Origin of the sequence: Phaeobacter sp. JH20_08, assembly GCF_048056635.1 — a bacterium.
GTDB lineage: Bacteria > Pseudomonadota > Alphaproteobacteria > Rhodobacterales > Rhodobacteraceae > Phaeobacter > Phaeobacter bryozoorum.
Genome location: NZ_JAYMVV010000005.1, coordinates 144545 through 162848, shown reverse-complemented (window position 1 = coordinate 162848; position 18304 = coordinate 144545). Strand labels below are relative to the sequence as shown.

The window sequence follows — 18304 nt, the reverse complement described above, 5'->3', positions numbered from 1 at the left end:
GCGAGGCCCGACATGCCGCAGATGCAAAAAGACCGCCCCTGGCTGATCCGCACCTATGCCGGCCATTCCACGGCATCGGCATCCAACGCGCTGTACCGCGCCAACCTGGCCAAGGGGCAGACCGGCCTCTCGGTCGCCTTCGACCTGCCGACCCAGACTGGCTATGACAGCGACCACGTGCTGGCCCGCGGCGAAGTGGGCAAAGTCGGAGTACCCATTTGCCATCTGGGTGACATGCGGACCCTGTTCAATGAGATCCCGCTGGAGCAGATGAACACCTCGATGACCATCAACGCCACGGCTCCCTGGCTGCTGGCGCTCTATATAGCGGTGGCAGAGGAACAGGGCGCGGATGTGTCCAAGCTGCAGGGCACGGTGCAAAACGACTTGATCAAGGAATACCTCAGCCGCGGCACCTATGTCTGCCCGCCCAAGCCCAGCCTCAAGATGATCGCGGATGTGGCGGAGTACTGCTACACCAACGTGCCCAAGTGGAACCCCATGAACGTGTGTTCTTATCACTTGCAGGAGGCCGGCGCGACACCGGAGCAGGAGCTGGCCTTTGCCCTGGCGACCGCGCAGGCGGTGCTGGACGAGCTGAAACCGCGCATCGCGCCGGAGGATTTCCCGGCCATGGTCGGACGCATCTCCTTCTTTGTGAACGCGGGCATCCGGTTCGTGACCGAGATGTGCAAGATGCGCGCCTTTGTCGATCTGTGGGACGAGATCTGCCGCGACCGCTATGGCGTCGAGGACCCCAAGTTCCGCCGCTTCCGCTATGGCGTGCAGGTGAACTCGCTCGGCCTGACCGAACAGCAGCCGGAAAACAACGTCTACCGCATCCTGATCGAGATGCTGGCAGTGACGCTCTCCAAGAAAGCCCGCGCCCGCGCGGTGCAGCTGCCCGCCTGGAACGAAGCGCTTGGCCTGCCCCGCCCCTGGGATCAGCAATGGTCGATGCGGATGCAGCAGATCCTGGCCTATGAGACCGACCTGCTGGAATACGGCGACCTGTTCGACGGCAACCCGGCGGTCGATACCAAGGTCGAGGAACTGAAGGCAGGCGCTCGCGCCGAGCTGGCCAACCTCGAATCCATGGGCGGCGCTGTCGCCTCGATCGAATACATGAAGGGCCGACTTGTCGAATCCAATGCCGACCGGCTGAACCGGATCGAGAAGAACGAGACGATCGTGGTGGGCGTCAACAAATGGACCGAGGGCGAGCCATCGCCGCTGCAGACCGAGGACGGCGGCATTATGGTGGTCGACCCCGCGGTGGAGCAGGAGCAGATCAGCCGCCTGAACCACTGGCGCGGCGAGCGTGACAATGACGCTGTGCAATCGGCCCTGGCCGCGCTGCGCGCAGCAGCGCAAAGCGGCGCCAATGTCATGGAGCCGTCGATTGCCGCGGCCAAGGTCGGCGTCACCACCGGCGAATGGGCCGAGGAAATGCGCAAGGTCTACGGCACATATCGCGGCCCGACCGGCGTGTCCGGGTCCGCCTCCAACAAGACAGAGGGGCTGGATGAGCTGCGCGAAAAGGTCAATGCCGTAAGCGACCAACTGGGACGCCGCCTGAAATTCCTCGTCGGCAAGCCCGGCCTAGACGGCCACTCCAACGGCGCCGAACAAATCGCCTTTCGCGCACGCGACTGCGGTATGGATATCACCTACGATGGGATCCGCATGACACCCGAAGAACTGGTAGCATCGGCACTGGCGGACGATGCCCATGTGGTCGGCATGTCCATCCTCTCCGGCAGCCATCTGCCCCTGATTGAGGAGCTGATGGGTCGGATGAATGACGCGGGCCTGTCGCATATTCCGGTTGTCGTTGGTGGAATCATTCCCGACGACGACGCTGCCCGCCTTAAAAAGATGGGTGTGGCCCGTGTTTATACCCCCAAGGATTTCGAACTCAACGCAATCATGGGTGATATTGTTGAACTTGCAAAACAACCGCAAACGACTTCACATTAGCGGATTTTCGCAAATCAATTTAATCGACACAATTTTCTTGGTGAAATCACCTTGGGAATAAGGTCATAAATGAATGCGCCTCGTAGCATCACGACGCGCATTCATTTATGGAGAAGAAAATGGCCGTTGACCTCACAACGATGTCACGAAAAGAGCTTTTGGAATTGCAGGCGAATGTCGAAAAGGCACTGAAAGAAGCCGAGCAGCGCGAGCGCATCGAAGCATTGAAAGCCGCTGAAGAAGCTGCCGCAAAATATGGTTTCTCGCTTGACGAGATTGCAGGCAACAACCGGGGCACTGCCAAGAAAACCAAGGCAGCTCCGAAATACCGCAACCCGCAGAACCCGGAAGAAACCTGGACCGGTCGCGGTCGCAAACCTCATTGGGTCCATGCAGCGCTGACATCGGGCGTTGATATTTCCGATCTGGAAATCTGATTTCCAGAAGTTGAGGACAAAGTATGACTGTTCATATCGGAGCCGCCAAGGGCGAGATTGCCGAAACGGTATTGCTGCCCGGCGATCCCTATCGCGCGAAATGGGCCGCCGAAACATTTTTGAAAGATGCCCGCCTCGTGAATGAAGTGCGCGGAATGCTGGGCTTCACCGGCACCTGGAATGGGCATCCGGTCACCATTCAAGGCAGCGGAATGGGCATGCCTTCCCTGTCTATTTATGTGAATGAGCTGATCCGTGACTACGACGCCAAAACCTTGATCCGCATTGGGTCCTGTGGCGGAATGCAGGACAAGGTGAAAATCCGTGACGTGATCCTCGCCATGACGGCAACCACTGTCAGCTCCCCTTCGCGTGGGATTTTCAAAGAGGTCAATTTCGCCCCCTGTGCCGACTGGTCCCTGCTTCAGGCTGCCGCGAAGGCCGCAGAGGCGCATAAGCTCACGCCGCATATCGGTGGCATCTACTCATCCGATGTTTTCTATGACGAGCGACCGGACCTGAACGAGCAGATGGTGCGTCATGGCATTCTGGGCGTCGAGATGGAGGCAGCCGAGCTTTATACCCTGGCGGCCCGCTACGGACGCCGCGCGCTGGCGGTGCTGACGGTATCCGATCACCTCGGGACAGGCGAGGCGCTGCCGTCCGATCAGCGTGAGCGGAGTTTCGGCGACATGGTGGAAATCGCTCTCGAAGCGGCCTTTGCCTGAACTGAGAAATCGCAAAGACCCATAGAAAAGGCAGCGCCGATCGCGCTGCCTTTTTCGTTCTGCCAGCAGACAGGCTCAACTGCGCCCGTGACTACGGTCATACCCGTTGCGCGCAGGTGGCCGCCAATCTCCCAATGCACCGCTTTCGGGGGTGAAGACCTCAATCAACAACGGATGACAGGACGCGGTGTCACTGGTGTGTTCGTCACCACAATCGCCTCCCGGACAGGCGCTCAATGCGCCCAAGAGGTCAATTTCCGCAAAAAACTCAAGATAGTCGCCTGGGCGCACTGGGCTCGCTTTCATGAAGTACTGCCCGGTGTCACGAGTAAATCCGGTACACATGAATACGTTCAGGACATCGTGAATATGCGGCTCGGCTGCGTCCAGTGGCATATCCAGATGATCTGCCAGCGCCCGGGTCAGGTTGGAATGGCAGCAATGATGATAGTGACCGCCAGACAGCAGATTACCGGTGTAGGGGTCGCAGCGGGTGCCGATCACGTCATGAACCGAGCCGCCATAGCCGTCGATCCCGTACCAGCCCAGGCTATCCGCAACAATGGTCGCCATCGGACGCAGATGCGGCAGGCTGCTCCACAGCCTCTCCCCCGTGGTTACATGAGTTCCATGCAGCGCACGCGTTTTGCCGGAGAAAAAGCGCTCGGTCAGATCAGCACTGTTCCAGAGATTTAGGTCCCCGACCTGCGGCCCCTCGACCGAGGTGATACGAAAGAAGCTTCCAGCAGAGACGCTGAAACAGGCCGCCTCCCGCGGCGAGACCAATACTTCGGCGGTTTTCTGCGCCGTCTCACGAGCAGTCCGATATCGCGACAGATCCGGCTTGGGCAATGTCTCGTTCGGGTAGCAGATGACTGGCGCCACGGCACGCCTTTGCTCTGCATCTTCGGGAGGCTGTGCCTCGGTGCTGGGAAAATCAGTAGCGGACATGGCGCAAACCTCTCTGTTGTTTGCGCCATGAAATCCAATGCAGCCGCCGGAAACAAGCCGACATTGCAGGGTGCTCAGGCCCTGCTGATCAAAGATCCGAGATCAGATCACCACCACATCGAGCGGTGGAAAGCCGTTGAAGCCAACGGAGGCGTAGGTCGTCGTATAGGCTCCACAGGAATGGATCACAACGCGATCCCCTGCTTTCAGATCAAGCGGCAGCTGGTAGAGCTGCTTTTCATAGAGCACATCAGCACTGTCACAGGACGGGCCCGCCAGAATGCAGGGGCCGGTCTGCTCATCCCCATGATCGGTGGTGATCCGGTAGCGGATAGCCTCGTCCATGGTTTCCGCCAGGCCTGAAAATTTGCCGATATCCAGATAGACCCAGCGGTGCAGATCGTGCGCATCCTTGCGCGAGACCAGCAACACTTCGGCCGCGATCGCGCCTGCCTCAGCCACCAGGCCACGACCGGGTTCCGCCATGATCTCGGTTGCGTCGGGGAAACGTGCCTCCACGAGCGCCATGACCTCCTGCGCATAGCGATTAGGGGCCATCACCTCGGTGCCGTAGCTCGCCGGGAAACCGCCACCGATGTTCAGCAGGGTCAGCTCATGACCGGCGGATTTTGCGGCCTGCCAAACCTGGGCAACCTGATCAAGCGTACCAGCCCACATCTGCGGCTCGCGGGTTTGCGAGCCAACGTGGAAGGATACGCCGGAGACAATCAACCCAAGCTCGCGGGCGCGGTCCATCAGGCTAAGCGCCATCGCACTGGAGCAGCCGAACTTGCGGCTGAGCGGCCAATCCGCCCCGGTGGCTTCGACCAGCAGGCGGATGCAGACATGGGCACCAGGCGCATGGGCGGCCAGCTTGTCCAGCTCGGCCAAGGCATCAACCGCGAAATGGGTGATCCCGATCTCATGAGCAAAGGCGATATCGCTCGGCCGTTTGATGGTGTTGCCGAAGGAAATCTGGCCAGGCCTTGCGCCAGCAGCCAGACACATTTCAATCTCGGCGCGGCTGGCCGCATCGAAATTTGCCCCCATAGTGGTGAGCCGACGCAGAATCTGCGCTTCTGGATTGGCTTTTACCGCATAGTGGATTCGGGCACGCCCAAGGCCTTGGGCCAGGGCGGCGTATTGCCGGGCAACAGCTTGGCTGTCAATCACCAGTGTCGGGCGGTCAAACGCGGTCTGTGCGATATAGGACAGGTGGCGAGAAACGGGGACAATAGCATCTTGACGGGCAAGTTGCCCGGTTACGTTTGCGTTCATGGTCATCTCCAAAAGACCCGGCCATCTATGACCGCTCACTTCAATCAGAGACGTTACCGTCGCTACGTAACCATGGGGGATAACCCTTGGGACAGAGGCGCGTGCGTTGGCGTCTGTCCGCCATATCTACCAAACACACGAGTCGATCAAGAGTTTTCTGGGCCACTGAAGCCCTTATTTTCATGGGGAATTTGATCAGATTTCAGCCATGCACCTATTGCAACACTTACCCGGTGTTTCGGGGTCTGAGGCATGCACGCGGCGCACCGTCTCCTGGTTGGACGGCACCACAGGATGCACAGCGCCACTGGCTCGCCGACTTTTCCTGACGCCAGCGACAATCCCGGCTGAGGGTGGATGTATTGTGGCGCCAAAGGAAATATCCAAGGACACCGAGCAACAGAAAGAGGATCAACACTGGCATATCGCCTGTTTACCGATCCCCACTGTCAGCCGCAACTTCGGGGCGCAGTGGCTGCTCGACAACGCAGAACGCCGCCCACAGCAGGTGAGCGGCGTTCTCCCTAATCAAAGCTTGGCAGGGCTTAAACCGCGCGTTCAACCATCATCTGCTTGATATGCGAAATTGCCTTGGCCGGGTTCAATCCCTTCGGGCAGGTCTTCGCACAGTTCATGATGGTGTGGCAGCGATAGAGCTTAAACGGATCCTCCAGCTCATCCAGACGCTCAGGGGTTGCCTCATCGCGGCTGTCGATGATCCAGCGGTAGGCGTGCAGCAGCGCGGCCGGCCCAAGGTAACGATCCCCGTTCCACCAGTAGCTCGGGCAGGATGTCGAGCAGCTGGCGCACATGACGCATTCATACAGCCCGTCCAGCTTCTTGCGATCCTCAATGGACTGCTTCCACTCTTTCGCGGGGCGGTTGGTCTTGGTTTCCAGCCATGGCATGATCGAGGCATGCTGGGCGTAGAAATGGGTCAGATCAGGGATCAGATCCTTCACCACCGGCATATGCGGCAGCGGGTAGATCTTTACGTCGCCCTTGATCTCATCGAGGCCGTAGATACAGGCCAGGGTGTTGATCCCATCGATGTTCATCGCACAGGAGCCGCAGATCCCCTCGCGGCAGGACCGGCGGAATGTCAGGGTCGGATCGATCTCATTCTTGATCTTGATGAGCGCGTCCAGAACCATCGGACCGCATTTGTCCATATCGACAAAATAGGTATCCACCTGCGGGTTTTTGCCGTCATCCGGATTCCAGCGGTAGATGCTGAATTTGCGCACATTGGTTGCGCCTTCGGGCTTGGGCCAGGTTTTACCCGTGGTGATCTTGGAATTTTTCGGAAGTGCGAATTCGACCATAGATCGTTCTCCTTGCTTAGCTGCCCGCCAGCCACAGGCACAAAGCGCTGCGCTGGCAGGAGATCGGTGTCCGCGCTCCGGCAGGGCCGGAACGAAGATCTGTCGGTGTAGCGACCCGGTCGGTCGCAATCTGGTAGGCGCAGGGCAGCATCAGCGCAGCCCTCCCGCCGCTATCGGCGTCTGATCTGCAAGCGCCGCAAGCCTTTTGGCATCGTCAGGGTAGTGTCGGCTCAGCGCGGCAAGCAGTGCCGGGTCACGCGCTGCGATATGCAGGATCGCCTGATACTCAGCGTCACCGGACATGCGCTGCCAGCGCTGATCCGTCCGCAAATCAAAATCGGCGCCAGCCTCTGGCGTATCAAAGGACGAACCACCACCATAGCGCTGAACCTTGCCAAGGGTATTGTCAACGCAGGGCAGCCCCAATCGATCCAGCAGAGCGGAGCGGTATTCCGCGTCATGTATCCAGACATCATAGTCAATCACGGTCAGAGCGAGATCATCCGCCTGCGCGACCAACTCCAGCATCTTGCGGTAGCTGTCGATCGCCCGCAGCACCGAAGCGCTACGATGCGCTACCGTGAAATCCGGGTTCCGTTGTAGCTTCTTCAAAAGCGAGGCCGACCAGTTCAGAAACCCACGCAGCAACAGGATATCACCGCTCAGAAGAGTCTCGTCCAGATCACCGGAAACTGGCCGTTCCAGACCGAAGTCCGACGGCACCGTATCCTCATATGAGATGAGCAAAAGGCCACCGGCCCCCAGCGTTGCCCCCAACCCTGCCAGATCGCGCGTATCATGGCGCGCCAGCTGCACAGCGTTGCGCTCCACTCCCTGATGATGCGCCAGCGGCCCCCGGCCCGATTTGCAATTGTTGAAGAACAACGCCTGTCCGTGCGGCGCATTGCGCTGCAACCAATTGGCAACCGCATGATTGCCGGAACGACGCATCCCGAACATCCGCAGCGCAGCATCGGGCCGCCAGCCGAGTTCTGGCCAACAGCCCGCATTGCCAACAACGCCTGCAACCGGCGTCACCGATGATGTCCGACCTGTCGCCATCACGCGACCACCTGCACAGATGTCGCCACTCCCCCGCGTATGCGGGGAAATGTTGCAATCTGATATGCTGGGGCTGACTGCATCACGCTCTTAGAAGGTCCGTGCTTTGGGCGCGATCTTCGCCTCACTGATGCCACCTTCGGCCTCAGTGGTGAGCGGCTCGACGATCACCGGGCGATAGGACAGATCCACCTTGTTGCCATCGACGCGGCTGACGGTATGAACCCGCCAGTTTTCGTCGTCTCGGTTGGTGAAATCCTCATGCGCGTGGGCGCCACGGCTTTCCTTGCGCGCCTCGGCGCCAACGATAGTGGCCAGCGCGTTTGGCATCAGGTTGGTCAGCTCCAGCGTTTCCATCAGGTCCGAGTTCCACACCAGAGACCGATCGGTCACAGCCAGATCATCAAGCTTGGCAGCGATCGCTGTCATCTTGGTTACGCCTTCGGACATGGTCTCCGAGGTGCGGAACACGGCAGCGTCGCTTTGCATGGTGCGCTGCATCTCAAGACGCAGATCAGCGGTTGGAATACCGCCCTTCGCGTGGCGCAGACCATCAAACCGATCAAAGGCCTTGTCGACCTGTGCCTGGTTCAGAACCGGGTTCGGGGCATCCGCATCGACAACCTTGCCCGCACGGATCGCTGCGGCGCGACCAAAGACCACGAGGTCGATCAGCGAGTTCGACCCCAAACGGTTGGCACCATGCACCGAGGCGCAGCCCGCCTCGCCCACAGCCATGAGGCCCGGCACAACGGCGGTCGGGTTACTTGCGGTCGGGTTCAGCACCTCGCCCCAATAGTTGGTCGGGATACCGCCCATGTTGTAGTGCACCGTGGGCAGAACCGGGATCGGTTCCTTGGTCACGTCAACACCGGCAAAGATCTTGGCGCTTTCGGAAATGCCCGGCAGCCGCTCAGCGAGCGCCTCGGCCGGCAGGTGGCTGAGGTTCAGGTGAATGTGGTCGCCATGCTCGCCAACACCGCGACCTTCGCGGATTTCCATGGTCATCGAACGCGAAACATAGTCACGCGGCGCGAGGTCCTTATACTGGGGCGCATAGCGCTCCATGAACCGCTCGCCTTCGGAGTTGGTAAGATAGCCACCCTCGCCACGCGCGCCCTCGGTGATCAGACAGCCGGAGCCGTAGATGCCGGTCGGGTGGAACTGCACGAACTCCATGTCCTGCAGCGCCAGGCCTGCGCGCGCCACCATGCCGCCGCCGTCGCCGGTGCAGGTATGCGCCGAGGTGGCAGAGAAGTACGCCCGGCCGTAACCGCCGGTCGCCAGCACAACCATCTTGGCGTTGAAAACATGCATGGTGCCGTCGTCCAGCTTCCAGCAGACAACGCCCTGACACTGCCCGTCCTCGGACATGATCAGGTCGATGGCGAAATACTCGACATAGAACTCAGCATTGTTCTTCAGCGACTGACCATAGAGTGTGTGCAGAATGGCGTGGCCGGTCCGGTCCGCAGCGGCGCAGGTCCGCTGCACGGCGGGACCCTCGCCGAACTCTGTGGTGTGACCGCCAAAGGGACGCTGGTAGATCTTGCCTTCCTCGGTACGCGAGAACGGCACGCCGTAATGCTCCAGCTCATAAACCGCCTTGGGCGCTTCACGGGCCAGATATTCCATCGCGTCGGTGTCACCCAGCCAGTCAGACCCCTTGACGGTGTCATACATATGCCACTGCCAGTGATCAGGCCCCATATTTGACAGCGATGCCGCGATGCCGCCCTGCGCCGCGACGGTGTGGGAGCGGGTCGGGAACACCTTGGTCACACAGGCTGTGCGCAGGCCCTGTTCTGCCATGCCGAGGGTCGCACGGAGGCCAGCACCACCGGCGCCAACCACGACCACGTCATAATCATGTGTTTCGTATTCGTAAGCAGCCATTGAGAACCTCGGAGTTTACAGGGCCAGGCGGATCAGCGCATAGGCGCTGACAGCGGCCACGGCATAGGACAGGCAGGTGATCAGAATAATCGTCAGACGACCTGCAAAACCGTGAACATAGTCTTCGATCATAATCTGCGCGCCGGATTTGAAGTGCATCATGCCCACCCAGATGGTCAGCAGAGCAACCAGCGCCGGGAACGGGCGCGCGTAATAGGCTGTGATCTCTTCGTAGGATCCCCCCAGCGCGGAGCCAAAGGTGAAGACAAACAGCGGAACCAGGATCAGCAATCCAATGGAGCTGACCTGCATCGACCAGTGATGTGCTGTACCGGATTTTGCTGCACCCATGCCAACGGCACGCTTGCGATCTGTCAAATAGCGCATTGCGACAACTCCTTCAGCTCAGACGATAACAAGGGTGAGGACGGTCAGAACAACCGATCCGATAATGACGGCCCAGCCCAGTTTCTGCGCGGGTTCCAGATCCAACATCTTGCCGTTGTCCCAAATCAGGTGACGCACACCGGCCAGCGTGTGGTACCAGAGGCCCAGCACCGACAGGCTCATCACGATGTCGCCGAGCCAGCTGGTCATCACCGCATTTGCGGTGCGGAAATAATCTTCAGAAGTTGCCGCCGCCAGAAACCACCAGGCGATCAATAGCGCGCTCACAAGCAAGGCATTGCCCGTAATCCGCGTCAGGATCGAGGTGATCGAAGTGATCTGCGGGCGGTAGACCTGCAAATGTGGCGAAAGCGGGCGGTTGCCCCGATTTACATCGGCCATGTTGGCTCCTTTCCGGTTAGCTGACGACGTTTTAGCGGTTTTTTGCGTCCTGTCACGCAAACGAGCGGTAAAAATGCGCAGTTATTTTTGGGAATGCTACGAAAACAACAATATGTGATCACACGGTTCCGGTAAGTGATCACAAAACAGCATATAGGTGAATCCTTACAGAATCACATGGTGTTCGCGAATTTAATGGACTGACGGGACAAAGCTGCCCAAATCTGCATTTTGCTGCGCCACTTCCCGCAACAGTTTTTTGCGGATCGCATCTGGATAGTCGTCGAATCTGGCCGCAGTCTGAACAAAGGCGCCGGGTCCGTGAATGAGCTGTTCAAAGAAATACGCCGTCAGATCCGGCTCGCTCTCCTCAATTGCAAGCGCATTGACAGTCACCCCTGCCGCGCTGAGAGCACCGCGCATCGCCGTCGGCTCGATCCCCTCATTCGACGGCCCGTCACCAGAAACATCGATCACCCGGCGGCGACAGCTCGGCACCAGCTGGAACTGCTCCAACGCCAGCTGCAGTGCCTCACCGATGCCGGTTGCGTAGTTGCGCCAGGGGCGCGGAGCACTGGCAATCTCCGCAGCCAGCCGGTCGACCGCCGGGAAATCTGTGACGCTGCGCCAGCTGAGCGTCAGGTCCTGGCGCCCGCTGCCCGACCATTGAATTAGCGCTATCCGCGCCTGTGCCCGCACCAGAGCCTCGGCGACGATCCCATCGCGCAGCGCCGCAGCCAATCCCTCCATCTGCGTGCGGTATTCCTCGACATCGACGCTGCCGGAGACGTCAACCGCCAGAACCAAGGCGAGATCGCACGCCCGCGCCTGCATCGGCGCCAGTGTCACAAGCATAAAAACGCACAGTCGAAGGATCCGCATATTCCAAGCTTAGCGAAAACCGGGCGGTTGCCCTATCGTTTTTCGCAGCCCGCCCGCTGTCCCGCAAACAGGGTCTCGATCGGCGCCCAGTGACCCAGCACCTGGCGGCTGTGCCGATCATAGGCGAACCAATTGCCGCCACCAGCGGACTGATCCCAGCGCCGGTCAATCGCCACGCCCCTCAAGGCGCAGTATAGCAGTGTGCCGACCGCCCCATGACCACAGAAAACTAGCGCTGAATCCGGGTAATCCTGCTCCACCGCCTGAACCTCCCGCTGGATCCGCGCCTGCGCATCAATAGCTCTCTCCCAGCCGCGTACCGACTGCGACGGCTTCGCAAAGAAGGCATCAGCCTGCGCCTCAAAGGCGTCAGGCAAAAGATACCCTGTGCTGGAGCGATCGTTCTCATGCGTGTCCGGTCGACAGCTGACCAGCGCCCCAAGCGCGGCGGCCAGCGGCGCGGCGGTCTCGACCGCTTTGCGTTCGGCGCTGGCGATCACCGCCGCCTTGCCTGTCGGCTTCAATATCGTCAGACGCTGCGCCAGGTGCGCCACCCGCGCTGAGCCGATCGCGGACAGCCCCCAATCAGGCGGGGCGACAGCCGCGTCTATCTCCACCTGCGGATGCGTGATGTAAATAACAGTGGCGGGATCAAGTTCGATCATTTCACACCCATTGATCCCGCGTAGGTCATCGTGGCATCAGGGCCCAATAGTCCAGATCCAGCAGGACCTCGGGCCGATATTTGTTGTCATCCCCCTTCAGCTGGAACGGAGCACCGCCACTCGTCGCAACCAGACGTAACCGGATTGCCCCAACCCCGGGAGCCGCGGTTTCCGCCTTGTCCAGAACCTCCGACCAGGCGCGAATGGTCATGCCGGATGTGCAGGGGTTTGCGTGGGCGCCTCCATTCAGCCCCACGATCATCTGTGCATTGGCAAGGCCGTTGAACGACAGCGCCCGCGCCATGGAAATCACATGACCACCATAAATCAATCGTGAGCCATCAGGCCGCGCGGTGGTGTCGAAATGCACCTTGGCCGTGTTCTGCCACAGGCGCGTGGCCAGCATGTGCTCAGCCTCTTCAACAGTGACCCCGTCAATATGGTCTATCTGCTCGCCAACCTCATAGTCGCCCCAGCGATGCGTCTCGCCTGCCAGCGTGAAATCATAGTTGGAAAAATCCAGCCCGGCAGGAATGACCAGCTCCTCAGCAGAGATCACCCGGGCCAGGTCCGGAATGCAGGTCTCCGGCGCAGGGACGTCCAGATCGCCTTTGCGCACCATCACCCAGCGAACATAGTCAAGCACGCAGTCATCACGTTGGTTGAGGCCACGCGTCCGCACGTAGACCACGCCGGACTTTCCGTTTGAGTTCTGCTTGACCCCAATCACCTCACTCTCGGCGCGCAGGGTGTCGCCCGGGTAAACAGGCAGGTGCCAGCGCCCCTCCGCATAACCGAGGTTCGCCACCGCATTCAGCGAAACATCCGGCACGGTTTTGCCAAAAACCATGTGAAACGCCGCCAGATCCTCCAGCGGCGATTGAGCCAGACCACATCCGCGCGCAAATTCATCCGAGGAATAGAGCGCATGTCGCGCCGGGTAGAGCGCATGATACAATGCGCGCTCCCCACCTGAAACCGTCCGCGGCACCGCATGATGCAGCACGTCGCCGACGGCATAGTCCTCAAAGAACCGGCCCGGATTGGTCTTGGCCATTAGTGATCTCCCAATTTGGTGTCAGGGGTATAGGTGCCGGGCACCTCTTTCACCACAGATTGACCACAGCGCATGATACCCTTCACCGGATCGAAGGTCTGGGTGGGACTGCCATAAAGCTCCCACCCTTTGTTCAGTGCATCGGTCACCTTGTGGCAGAAGGCCGAGGTGTCGTCCTCGGACAGAAAACGATAGAGTTTCATCAGCGATCACCCCGGAAACGGCGAAGGGCCAACCAGCCCGTGGATATAGCCGATCACCCCCAGCAGCACGATCGACGCGACAAGGAACATCCCATCTTTTGCGATGCTGCCTTTGGGGTTCGGGGTCCAGTTCGGCTCGGACCGGTTGATCACAACCATTTCAGCCAGCGCCCAGACGAGCATACTGCCAAAGAGCACAAAAGAGGCCGGATCCCAGTTCACCAGAAGATGCGCCACGGCCCACATCGCAAAGCCGAGCAGCATGGGGTGACGCAGCTTGTAAAACAGCGCCCCCTTGCTGGGGCCAGGACTGGTAAAGTAGAGGCCAAGCAGCACCAGAGTGTTGTTGATATGGGTAAGAAACGGGGGCGGCAGCGCCAGATCGAAGGATTCGGCACTGCGGTAGCCGATCACCATCAAAACAACGCTTGCAAGCAGCGCAAGCGCCATCATCACCTTGCCACGACCCCCCATTGCGGCGCGCGCATCCGGCGCCAGCCTTTTGAAGAAATGCGCGCCCCACCAGATCAGGATGCCTAGAAGCAACAATGCCATGTCAGTCTCCCCAAGAAATATGACTGACCCAACGCCTAGGCGGAAAACGCCGCAATTGCATCCGCTTTTGCGAGAATTTCGCGGGCCGTGGCGACATGCAGGTTTTCGACGATCTTGCCATCGACCACCGCGACCCCCTGCCCCTCTGCTTCGGCTGCATCGAAGGCCGCGATCTGACGACGGGCGAGGTCAATCTCATCCTCTGACGGAGCAAAGGCCGTATTCGCCACATCAACCTGCGCCGGATGGATCAGCGTCTTGCCGTCAAACCCCATGTCGCGGCCCTGGGCACACTCCACTGCAAGGCCCTCGCCATCCTTGAAGGCATTATAGACCCCGTCCACAATAATGACCCCTTCCGCCTTTGCCGCGAGCAGACATTGACCGAGCCCGGCCATCAACGGCAGCCGATCCGCGCGGAAACGGACCTGTAGCTCCTTGGCGAGATCGTTTGTGCCCATCACCATGCCCTGAAGCAGCGGGTGTGCGGCGATTTCTGCTGCGTTCAACATGCCGCGAGGCGTTTCCATCATTGCCCAGAGCGGCGTATCGCCTGTGACCTTGGACAGCTGATCCAAGTCAGCGGCAGAGGACACCTTGGGCAGCAGTATTGCATCGCAATCCATCTCGGCCGCCGCCTCTGCATCCGCGGCGCCCCAGCGGCTGTCCAGACCGTTGATCCGAACGATTTTCATCCGACCGCCATACCCCCCTTCGTCCAGTGCCGCCGCCAGCGTCGCCCGGGCGTTTTCCTTCTCATCGGCAGAAACGGCATCCTCGAGGTCAAAGATAATCGCATCCACAGGCAGGCTGCGCGCTTTGTCGAGCGCGCGAGGCTTGGAACCGGGGATGTAAAGTACCGAACGATAGGGACGTGTGCGCGGATCCATGAGCGACCTCCTGAGACATTTTGTTGCGCAAACGGGTACCTAAGTGAAAGGAAGCTTTCAAGTGAAATTACGCCGCAGCGCAGAATTCCCGACATCACACCGGTTGGAAACGAGTCACCGTGAAAACCTAAATACTTGGAACGACTTATTATTTTAAAGAAAAATCAAGGAGAACTCTGCGTTAATGGGATGTCAGCATCTATTTGCAACACTTTTCAGACCGGATGAGGACCGAACCAAAACGGCATGACCCTTCCGGGAGCGGGCAAACAGATCCGCGCAGACGATGACGCGATACCGGCGCGATGCATGACCCGCCCGGGTCGGATCACACGACCCGAGGGACCGCCCCGCTGCCGGATCTTCCGGAAAGGGTAAAACCCATGTTGAAGAAGACGTTTGAAGTTGCAGTTCTCAAAGGCGCCACGCTGGCCGCACTTGGTCTTATGACCCTGCCGGCGGCGGCACAAACCAGCAATAACTGCGCGCCCCGCGATCAGGTCGTGAAACGGCTGGCTGAGCGCTACGGTGAAAGCCGCCAAAGCATTGGGATTGGCCAACGTGGTGTCGTGATGGAAACATTCGCCTCGGCCGACACTGGCAGCTGGACAATCACGATCACAACGCCGGGTGGGGTGACATGCCTTGTTGCCTCGGGCCAATCCTTTGAGTTCCTGGCTGAGGCGCTCCCGGCCGTCGACAGTGACGCCTGACAGACGGCCCACCCGAAGACAGAGGACCACCTGCCTAATTGGTCGGTTCGTCTAGCGGCGGAGGGGAGCAGCAAACGGCCCTCTGCCAATCTGGCTGACCGGGACTACGGGCACGGATAAAGACACCTGGATTTCTCTGGCTCCGGCATTTTAAACCTTTGGGGCGGGGTCGATCATTAGGTCAACCCATCCCAGATCAGCTTGGTCCCCGTGGCCAGCAATAAAACATAGGTCAGTCCAAAAAATAGCGGCTCAGATACCCGGTGGTGCAGCCGCACCCCGATCCAGGCCCCCAGCAAGGCAAAGGGCGCCAACATCAGATCAAGTGTCAACGATGCCGGGGTCACCAACCCAAGCATCGCATAGGGCACGAACTTCGCCATATTCAGAACGCCAAACACCAATACGGTAGAGGCCTGATATTCCGTCTTGGTCATTTTGCGCCCCAGCAGATAGACCGCCGCCGGCGGCCCGCCGGCATGGCTTACAAAGCTGGTGAACCCCGCAACCAGTCCGGCCAACAGCCCGGTCACATCAGCGTTCTCACGCGGCTCTGCCAATCGCGCCCGCAGATGCCCCGACAGCTGCCAAGCCACAAACCCCACCGAGATGACACCGATGAGGATCCGCATGGCATCTGCGTCGACAGATCGGTAGAAGACAGCCCCCAACAGCACACCGGGCAAACCGCCGACAATCAGCAAAAGCGACTCGCGCATCCGCCAGCGCCCCCAGTACGGTCGGAGTGATGCCACATCAATCAGCATCAGCAACGGCAACATAAAGGCTAGTGCTACACCAGGCTCCACAATCAGAGCAAGAATCGAGGATGAGGCAAAGGCAGCACCAGAACCAAAGCCCGCCTTGGAAACACCCGCGAAGGTAACTGCCAGAACCGCCACCAGAAAAAACATAACCGTGATCTCGGGCATCTGAGAAATCCCTCTAAGTGCCTCATATGTCGATTTTTTAAACAGATCCGTCCGAAATGAACAGTCTGCGGCAGATCAGCCGTAGCCACGCAGGGATCTTGCGCCAAGACACAGAAGGGCTTAGTCCTCCCGGCAATCACAACCGGACCGGAGAGATATTCCAATGGCTCGACCCAAAATCGCCCTGATCGGCGCAGGCCAGATCGGCGGCACACTTGCCCACCTCGCAGCACTGAAAGAACTCGGCGATGTCGTCCTGTTCGACATTGCCGAAGGCACCCCTGAAGGCAAGGCGCTCGACATCGCAGAATCCGGTCCTTCGGAGGGCTTCGATGCCAAAATGAAGGGCACCCAGTCCTATGAGGACATTGCAGGCGCCGACGTCTGCATCGTCACGGCCGGTGTCCCGCGCAAGCCCGGCATGAGCCGCGATGACCTCCTGGGCATCAACCTCAAAGTTATGAAATCCGTCGGTGAAGGCATCCGTGACCACGCGCCGAACGCATTTGTGATCTGTATCACCAACCCGCTGGACGCAATGGTCTGGGCCCTGCGCGAGTTCTCGGGCCTGCCCCACGAAAAGGTCTGCGGCATGGCCGGTGTTCTGGACAGCGCCCGCTTCCGTCACTTCCTGGCCGAAGAATTCAACGTCTCCATGAGAGATGTCACCGCCTTTGTGCTGGGTGGACATGGCGACACAATGGTTCCGCTGACACGCTACTCCACCGTCGCGGGCATTCCGCTGCCGGACCTGGTGAAAATGGGTTGGACCAGCCAGGAGAAACTCGACGCGATCGTTCAGCGCACCCGTGACGGTGGCGCCGAGATTGTCGGCCTTCTGAAAACCGGGTCGGCCTTCTACGCGCCCGCCACCTCGGCGATTGAAATGGCAGAAGCCTACCTCAAGGATCAAAAGCGCGTCCTGCCCTGCGCGGCTTATGTTGATGGTGCTCTGGGCCTCAAAGGCATGTATGTTGGCGTGCCCACGGTGATTGGTGCCGGAGGTATCGAACGCGTCATCGACATCAAGATGACCGCAGACGAGCAGGCAATGTTCGACAATTCAGTCAACGCAGTCAAAGGCCTGGTCGAAGCCTGCAAAGGTATCGACGGCTCATTGGCTTGAATTCGACGGCAAGAAACACGTCATTTTAGAAGGCCCGCCATCTTGGCGGGCCTTTTTCTTGCCGCACGGCCTCCAGCAGGAAGCCGCCCCCTCCCGTACCCAGTTAGATCCCAAGAAGGCGCAGCACGATATCGGCTCGAGCCGCAACAGTCGTTTTAGGCAGGACAACGACACGATAGCCGAGCCGTCGATAAGCCATTACCAGGCGGTCATACTCCTCAACAGCCTGTCCGAAACCATGCTGCCGCTCGGCGTCCTGGCAATAGATCTCCGCCCAGGGCGGCGTTAGGACCACCAGATCGTGGTAGCGTTCGGATTTGGCCAGAATATCGCCAACAGGCCGTCCGGTGACATGCGACAACGCGACCGCCGCATCCACCATCCCCCGGTCAAAGAACACCCATCCCCGGGTAGAAGAAACGCCGCGGCGATCTTCGCGCGCAAGATCCATCGCCCGTCGCGAAAACGCTTCCATGTTCACCCATGGCAGCGCAGCGCCGCTCCCCAGCTGTTCCTCGGCGACGATCCGACGCCCCGGCTCGGCCACGGTCGCAAACCCGCGCCGTCCCAACTCGGTCAGTAGAGTGGATTTTCCACCCCCTGAACATCCCGAAAGAATGACATGCCGCGCTGTCCCCTCGGTCATGAAGCCCCCCCCTTTGCATCATAGAAACTGCCCGTTGCCTCAGCGCTCGGGTGTTGGAAATCTCTGCCGTGCCCCGCTGAGACGGCGACCCACACGCCCAGTTCGTGCCACACGCGCGGCGTCCGGGCGGTCGAATGCCGCATCCGGGCATCTTACGGTCGGTCAGGATCCAAACCCCTCCCATCGAAT

At 59.8% G+C, this 18304-nt stretch carries 20 protein-coding genes; 5 read left to right on the top strand and 15 right to left on the bottom strand.

Features of this window, described 5'->3' with window-relative positions:
• Positions 1–12: 12 nt before the first annotated feature.
• The 3 genes from VWY75_RS02870 to deoD all read left to right on the top strand — a co-directional run bounded on the left by VWY75_RS02870 (position 13) and on the right by deoD (position 3145).
• Entirely contained in the window at positions 13–1980 is a 1968-nt protein-coding gene (locus VWY75_RS02870; protein ID WP_416537199.1) for a protein meaA, read from the top strand.
• 119 nt (positions 1981–2099) lie between these two features.
• Complete coding sequence (locus VWY75_RS02865) at positions 2100–2417, top strand: H-NS histone family protein (protein ID WP_340544320.1); 318 nt, start codon at positions 2100–2102, stop codon at positions 2415–2417.
• 23 nt (positions 2418–2440) lie between these two features.
• Entirely contained in the window at positions 2441–3145 is a 705-nt protein-coding gene (deoD, locus tag VWY75_RS02860) for a purine-nucleoside phosphorylase (protein ID WP_340544319.1), read from the top strand.
• 75 nt (positions 3146–3220) lie between these two features.
• Here deoD and VWY75_RS02855 read toward each other — a convergent pair whose 3' ends face one another.
• From VWY75_RS02855 to VWY75_RS02795, 13 genes are all read right to left on the bottom strand, one after another.
• A complete protein-coding gene (locus tag VWY75_RS02855) occupies positions 3221–4096 on the bottom strand; it encodes an urea carboxylase-associated family protein (protein ID WP_416537198.1) in 876 nt (291 codons plus the stop codon).
• 102 nt (positions 4097–4198) lie between these two features.
• Entirely contained in the window at positions 4199–5380 is a 1182-nt protein-coding gene (locus VWY75_RS02850; RefSeq protein ID WP_416537197.1) for a type III PLP-dependent enzyme, read from the bottom strand.
• A 539-nt stretch (positions 5381–5919) separates the two neighbouring features.
• Complete coding sequence (locus VWY75_RS02845) at positions 5920–6699, bottom strand: succinate dehydrogenase iron-sulfur subunit (protein WP_340544315.1); 780 nt, start codon at positions 6697–6699, stop codon at positions 5920–5922.
• Between the two features lie 150 nt (positions 6700–6849).
• Positions 6850–7761, bottom strand: a complete 912-nt coding sequence (locus VWY75_RS02840) for a hypothetical protein (RefSeq protein ID WP_416537196.1) — start codon at positions 7759–7761, stop codon at positions 6850–6852.
• Positions 7762–7851: 90 nt separating this feature from the next.
• On the bottom strand, positions 7852–9657 hold the full coding sequence (sdhA, locus tag VWY75_RS02835) for a succinate dehydrogenase flavoprotein subunit (RefSeq protein ID WP_416537195.1): 1806 nt from the start codon (positions 9655–9657) through the stop codon (positions 7852–7854).
• A gap of 15 nt (positions 9658–9672) precedes the next feature.
• Entirely contained in the window at positions 9673–10044 is a 372-nt protein-coding gene (gene sdhD, locus VWY75_RS02830; protein WP_340544311.1) for a succinate dehydrogenase, hydrophobic membrane anchor protein, read from the bottom strand.
• Positions 10045–10062: 18 nt separating this feature from the next.
• Positions 10063–10446: a succinate dehydrogenase, cytochrome b556 subunit gene (gene sdhC / locus VWY75_RS02825; protein WP_416536455.1), complete on the bottom strand. Its 384-nt coding sequence runs from the start codon at positions 10444–10446 to the stop codon at positions 10063–10065.
• Between the two features lie 192 nt (positions 10447–10638).
• Entirely contained in the window at positions 10639–11328 is a 690-nt protein-coding gene (locus VWY75_RS02820) for a DUF1194 domain-containing protein (RefSeq protein ID WP_416537194.1), read from the bottom strand.
• A 32-nt stretch (positions 11329–11360) separates the two neighbouring features.
• Entirely contained in the window at positions 11361–11993 is a 633-nt protein-coding gene (locus VWY75_RS02815; protein ID WP_416537193.1) for a histidine phosphatase family protein, read from the bottom strand.
• 25 nt (positions 11994–12018) lie between these two features.
• Entirely contained in the window at positions 12019–13050 is a 1032-nt protein-coding gene (locus tag VWY75_RS02810; protein ID WP_416536452.1) for a MaoC family dehydratase, read from the bottom strand.
• The gene (locus VWY75_RS02805) at positions 13050–13253 is read right to left on the bottom strand and encodes a DUF1737 domain-containing protein (protein ID WP_340544304.1); all 204 of its coding nucleotides are present in this window, start codon (positions 13251–13253) and stop codon (positions 13050–13052) included. The genes VWY75_RS02810 and VWY75_RS02805 overlap by 1 nt, the downstream gene beginning before the upstream one ends.
• Positions 13254–13259: 6 nt before the next feature.
• Complete coding sequence (locus VWY75_RS02800) at positions 13260–13808, bottom strand: NnrU family protein (RefSeq protein ID WP_416537192.1); 549 nt, start codon at positions 13806–13808, stop codon at positions 13260–13262.
• Positions 13809–13843: 35 nt separating this feature from the next.
• The gene (locus tag VWY75_RS02795) at positions 13844–14698 is read right to left on the bottom strand and encodes an HpcH/HpaI aldolase/citrate lyase family protein (protein WP_340544302.1); all 855 of its coding nucleotides are present in this window, start codon (positions 14696–14698) and stop codon (positions 13844–13846) included.
• 383 nt (positions 14699–15081) lie between these two features.
• Between VWY75_RS02795 and VWY75_RS02790 the strand changes: the two genes are divergently transcribed.
• Entirely contained in the window at positions 15082–15411 is a 330-nt protein-coding gene (locus VWY75_RS02790) for a hypothetical protein (RefSeq protein ID WP_416537191.1), read from the top strand.
• 176 nt (positions 15412–15587) lie between these two features.
• On the opposite strand, the gene VWY75_RS02785 is transcribed toward VWY75_RS02790, so the two are convergent.
• The gene (locus VWY75_RS02785; protein ID WP_340544299.1) at positions 15588–16343 is read right to left on the bottom strand and encodes a sulfite exporter TauE/SafE family protein; all 756 of its coding nucleotides are present in this window, start codon (positions 16341–16343) and stop codon (positions 15588–15590) included.
• 163 nt (positions 16344–16506) lie between these two features.
• Between VWY75_RS02785 and mdh the strand changes: the two genes are divergently transcribed.
• Complete coding sequence (mdh, locus tag VWY75_RS02780) at positions 16507–17469, top strand: malate dehydrogenase (protein WP_416537190.1); 963 nt, start codon at positions 16507–16509, stop codon at positions 17467–17469.
• Positions 17470–17572: 103 nt separating this feature from the next.
• Here the strand turns inward: mdh and VWY75_RS02775 are convergent, their stop codons facing one another.
• Entirely contained in the window at positions 17573–18115 is a 543-nt protein-coding gene (locus tag VWY75_RS02775) for an AAA family ATPase (protein ID WP_416537189.1), read from the bottom strand.
• Between the last annotated feature and the right edge of the window lie 189 nt (positions 18116–18304).

Bases quoted from the DNA above. Each gene is read 5' to 3' on its own strand.
- VWY75_RS02840 (WP_416537196.1), bottom strand. From the start codon at position 7,761: ATGGCGACAGGTCGGACATCATCGGTGACGCCGGTTGCAGGCGTTGTT.
- VWY75_RS02870 (WP_416537199.1), top strand. From the start codon at position 13: ATGCCGCAGATGCAAAAAGACCGCCCCTGGCTGATCCGCACCTATGCC.
- VWY75_RS02845 (WP_340544315.1), bottom strand. From the start codon at position 6,699: ATGGTCGAATTCGCACTTCCGAAAAATTCCAAGATCACCACGGGTAAA.
- sdhA (WP_416537195.1), bottom strand. From the start codon at position 9,657: ATGGCTGCTTACGAATACGAAACACATGATTATGACGTGGTCGTGGTT.
- deoD (WP_340544319.1), top strand. From the start codon at position 2,441: ATGACTGTTCATATCGGAGCCGCCAAGGGCGAGATTGCCGAAACGGTA.
- VWY75_RS02795 (WP_340544302.1), bottom strand. From the start codon at position 14,698: ATGGATCCGCGCACACGTCCCTATCGTTCGGTACTTTACATCCCCGGT.
- VWY75_RS02800 (WP_416537192.1), bottom strand. From the start codon at position 13,808: ATGGCATTGTTGCTTCTAGGCATCCTGATCTGGTGGGGCGCGCATTTC.
- VWY75_RS02865 (WP_340544320.1), top strand. From the start codon at position 2,100: ATGGCCGTTGACCTCACAACGATGTCACGAAAAGAGCTTTTGGAATTG.
- mdh (WP_416537190.1), top strand. From the start codon at position 16,507: ATGGCTCGACCCAAAATCGCCCTGATCGGCGCAGGCCAGATCGGCGGC.
- VWY75_RS02820 (WP_416537194.1), bottom strand. From the start codon at position 11,328: ATGCGGATCCTTCGACTGTGCGTTTTTATGCTTGTGACACTGGCGCCG.
- VWY75_RS02790 (WP_416537191.1), top strand. From the start codon at position 15,082: ATGTTGAAGAAGACGTTTGAAGTTGCAGTTCTCAAAGGCGCCACGCTG.
- sdhD (WP_340544311.1), bottom strand. From the start codon at position 10,044: ATGCGCTATTTGACAGATCGCAAGCGTGCCGTTGGCATGGGTGCAGCA.
- VWY75_RS02785 (WP_340544299.1), bottom strand. From the start codon at position 16,343: ATGCCCGAGATCACGGTTATGTTTTTTCTGGTGGCGGTTCTGGCAGTT.
- VWY75_RS02775 (WP_416537189.1), bottom strand. From the start codon at position 18,115: ATGACCGAGGGGACAGCGCGGCATGTCATTCTTTCGGGATGTTCAGGG.
- VWY75_RS02805 (WP_340544304.1), bottom strand. From the start codon at position 13,253: ATGAAACTCTATCGTTTTCTGTCCGAGGACGACACCTCGGCCTTCTGC.
- VWY75_RS02815 (WP_416537193.1), bottom strand. From the start codon at position 11,993: ATGATCGAACTTGATCCCGCCACTGTTATTTACATCACGCATCCGCAG.
- VWY75_RS02850 (WP_416537197.1), bottom strand. From the start codon at position 5,380: ATGACCATGAACGCAAACGTAACCGGGCAACTTGCCCGTCAAGATGCT.
- sdhC (WP_416536455.1), bottom strand. From the start codon at position 10,446: ATGGCCGATGTAAATCGGGGCAACCGCCCGCTTTCGCCACATTTGCAG.
- VWY75_RS02855 (WP_416537198.1), bottom strand. From the start codon at position 4,096: ATGTCCGCTACTGATTTTCCCAGCACCGAGGCACAGCCTCCCGAAGAT.
- VWY75_RS02810 (WP_416536452.1), bottom strand. From the start codon at position 13,050: ATGGCCAAGACCAATCCGGGCCGGTTCTTTGAGGACTATGCCGTCGGC.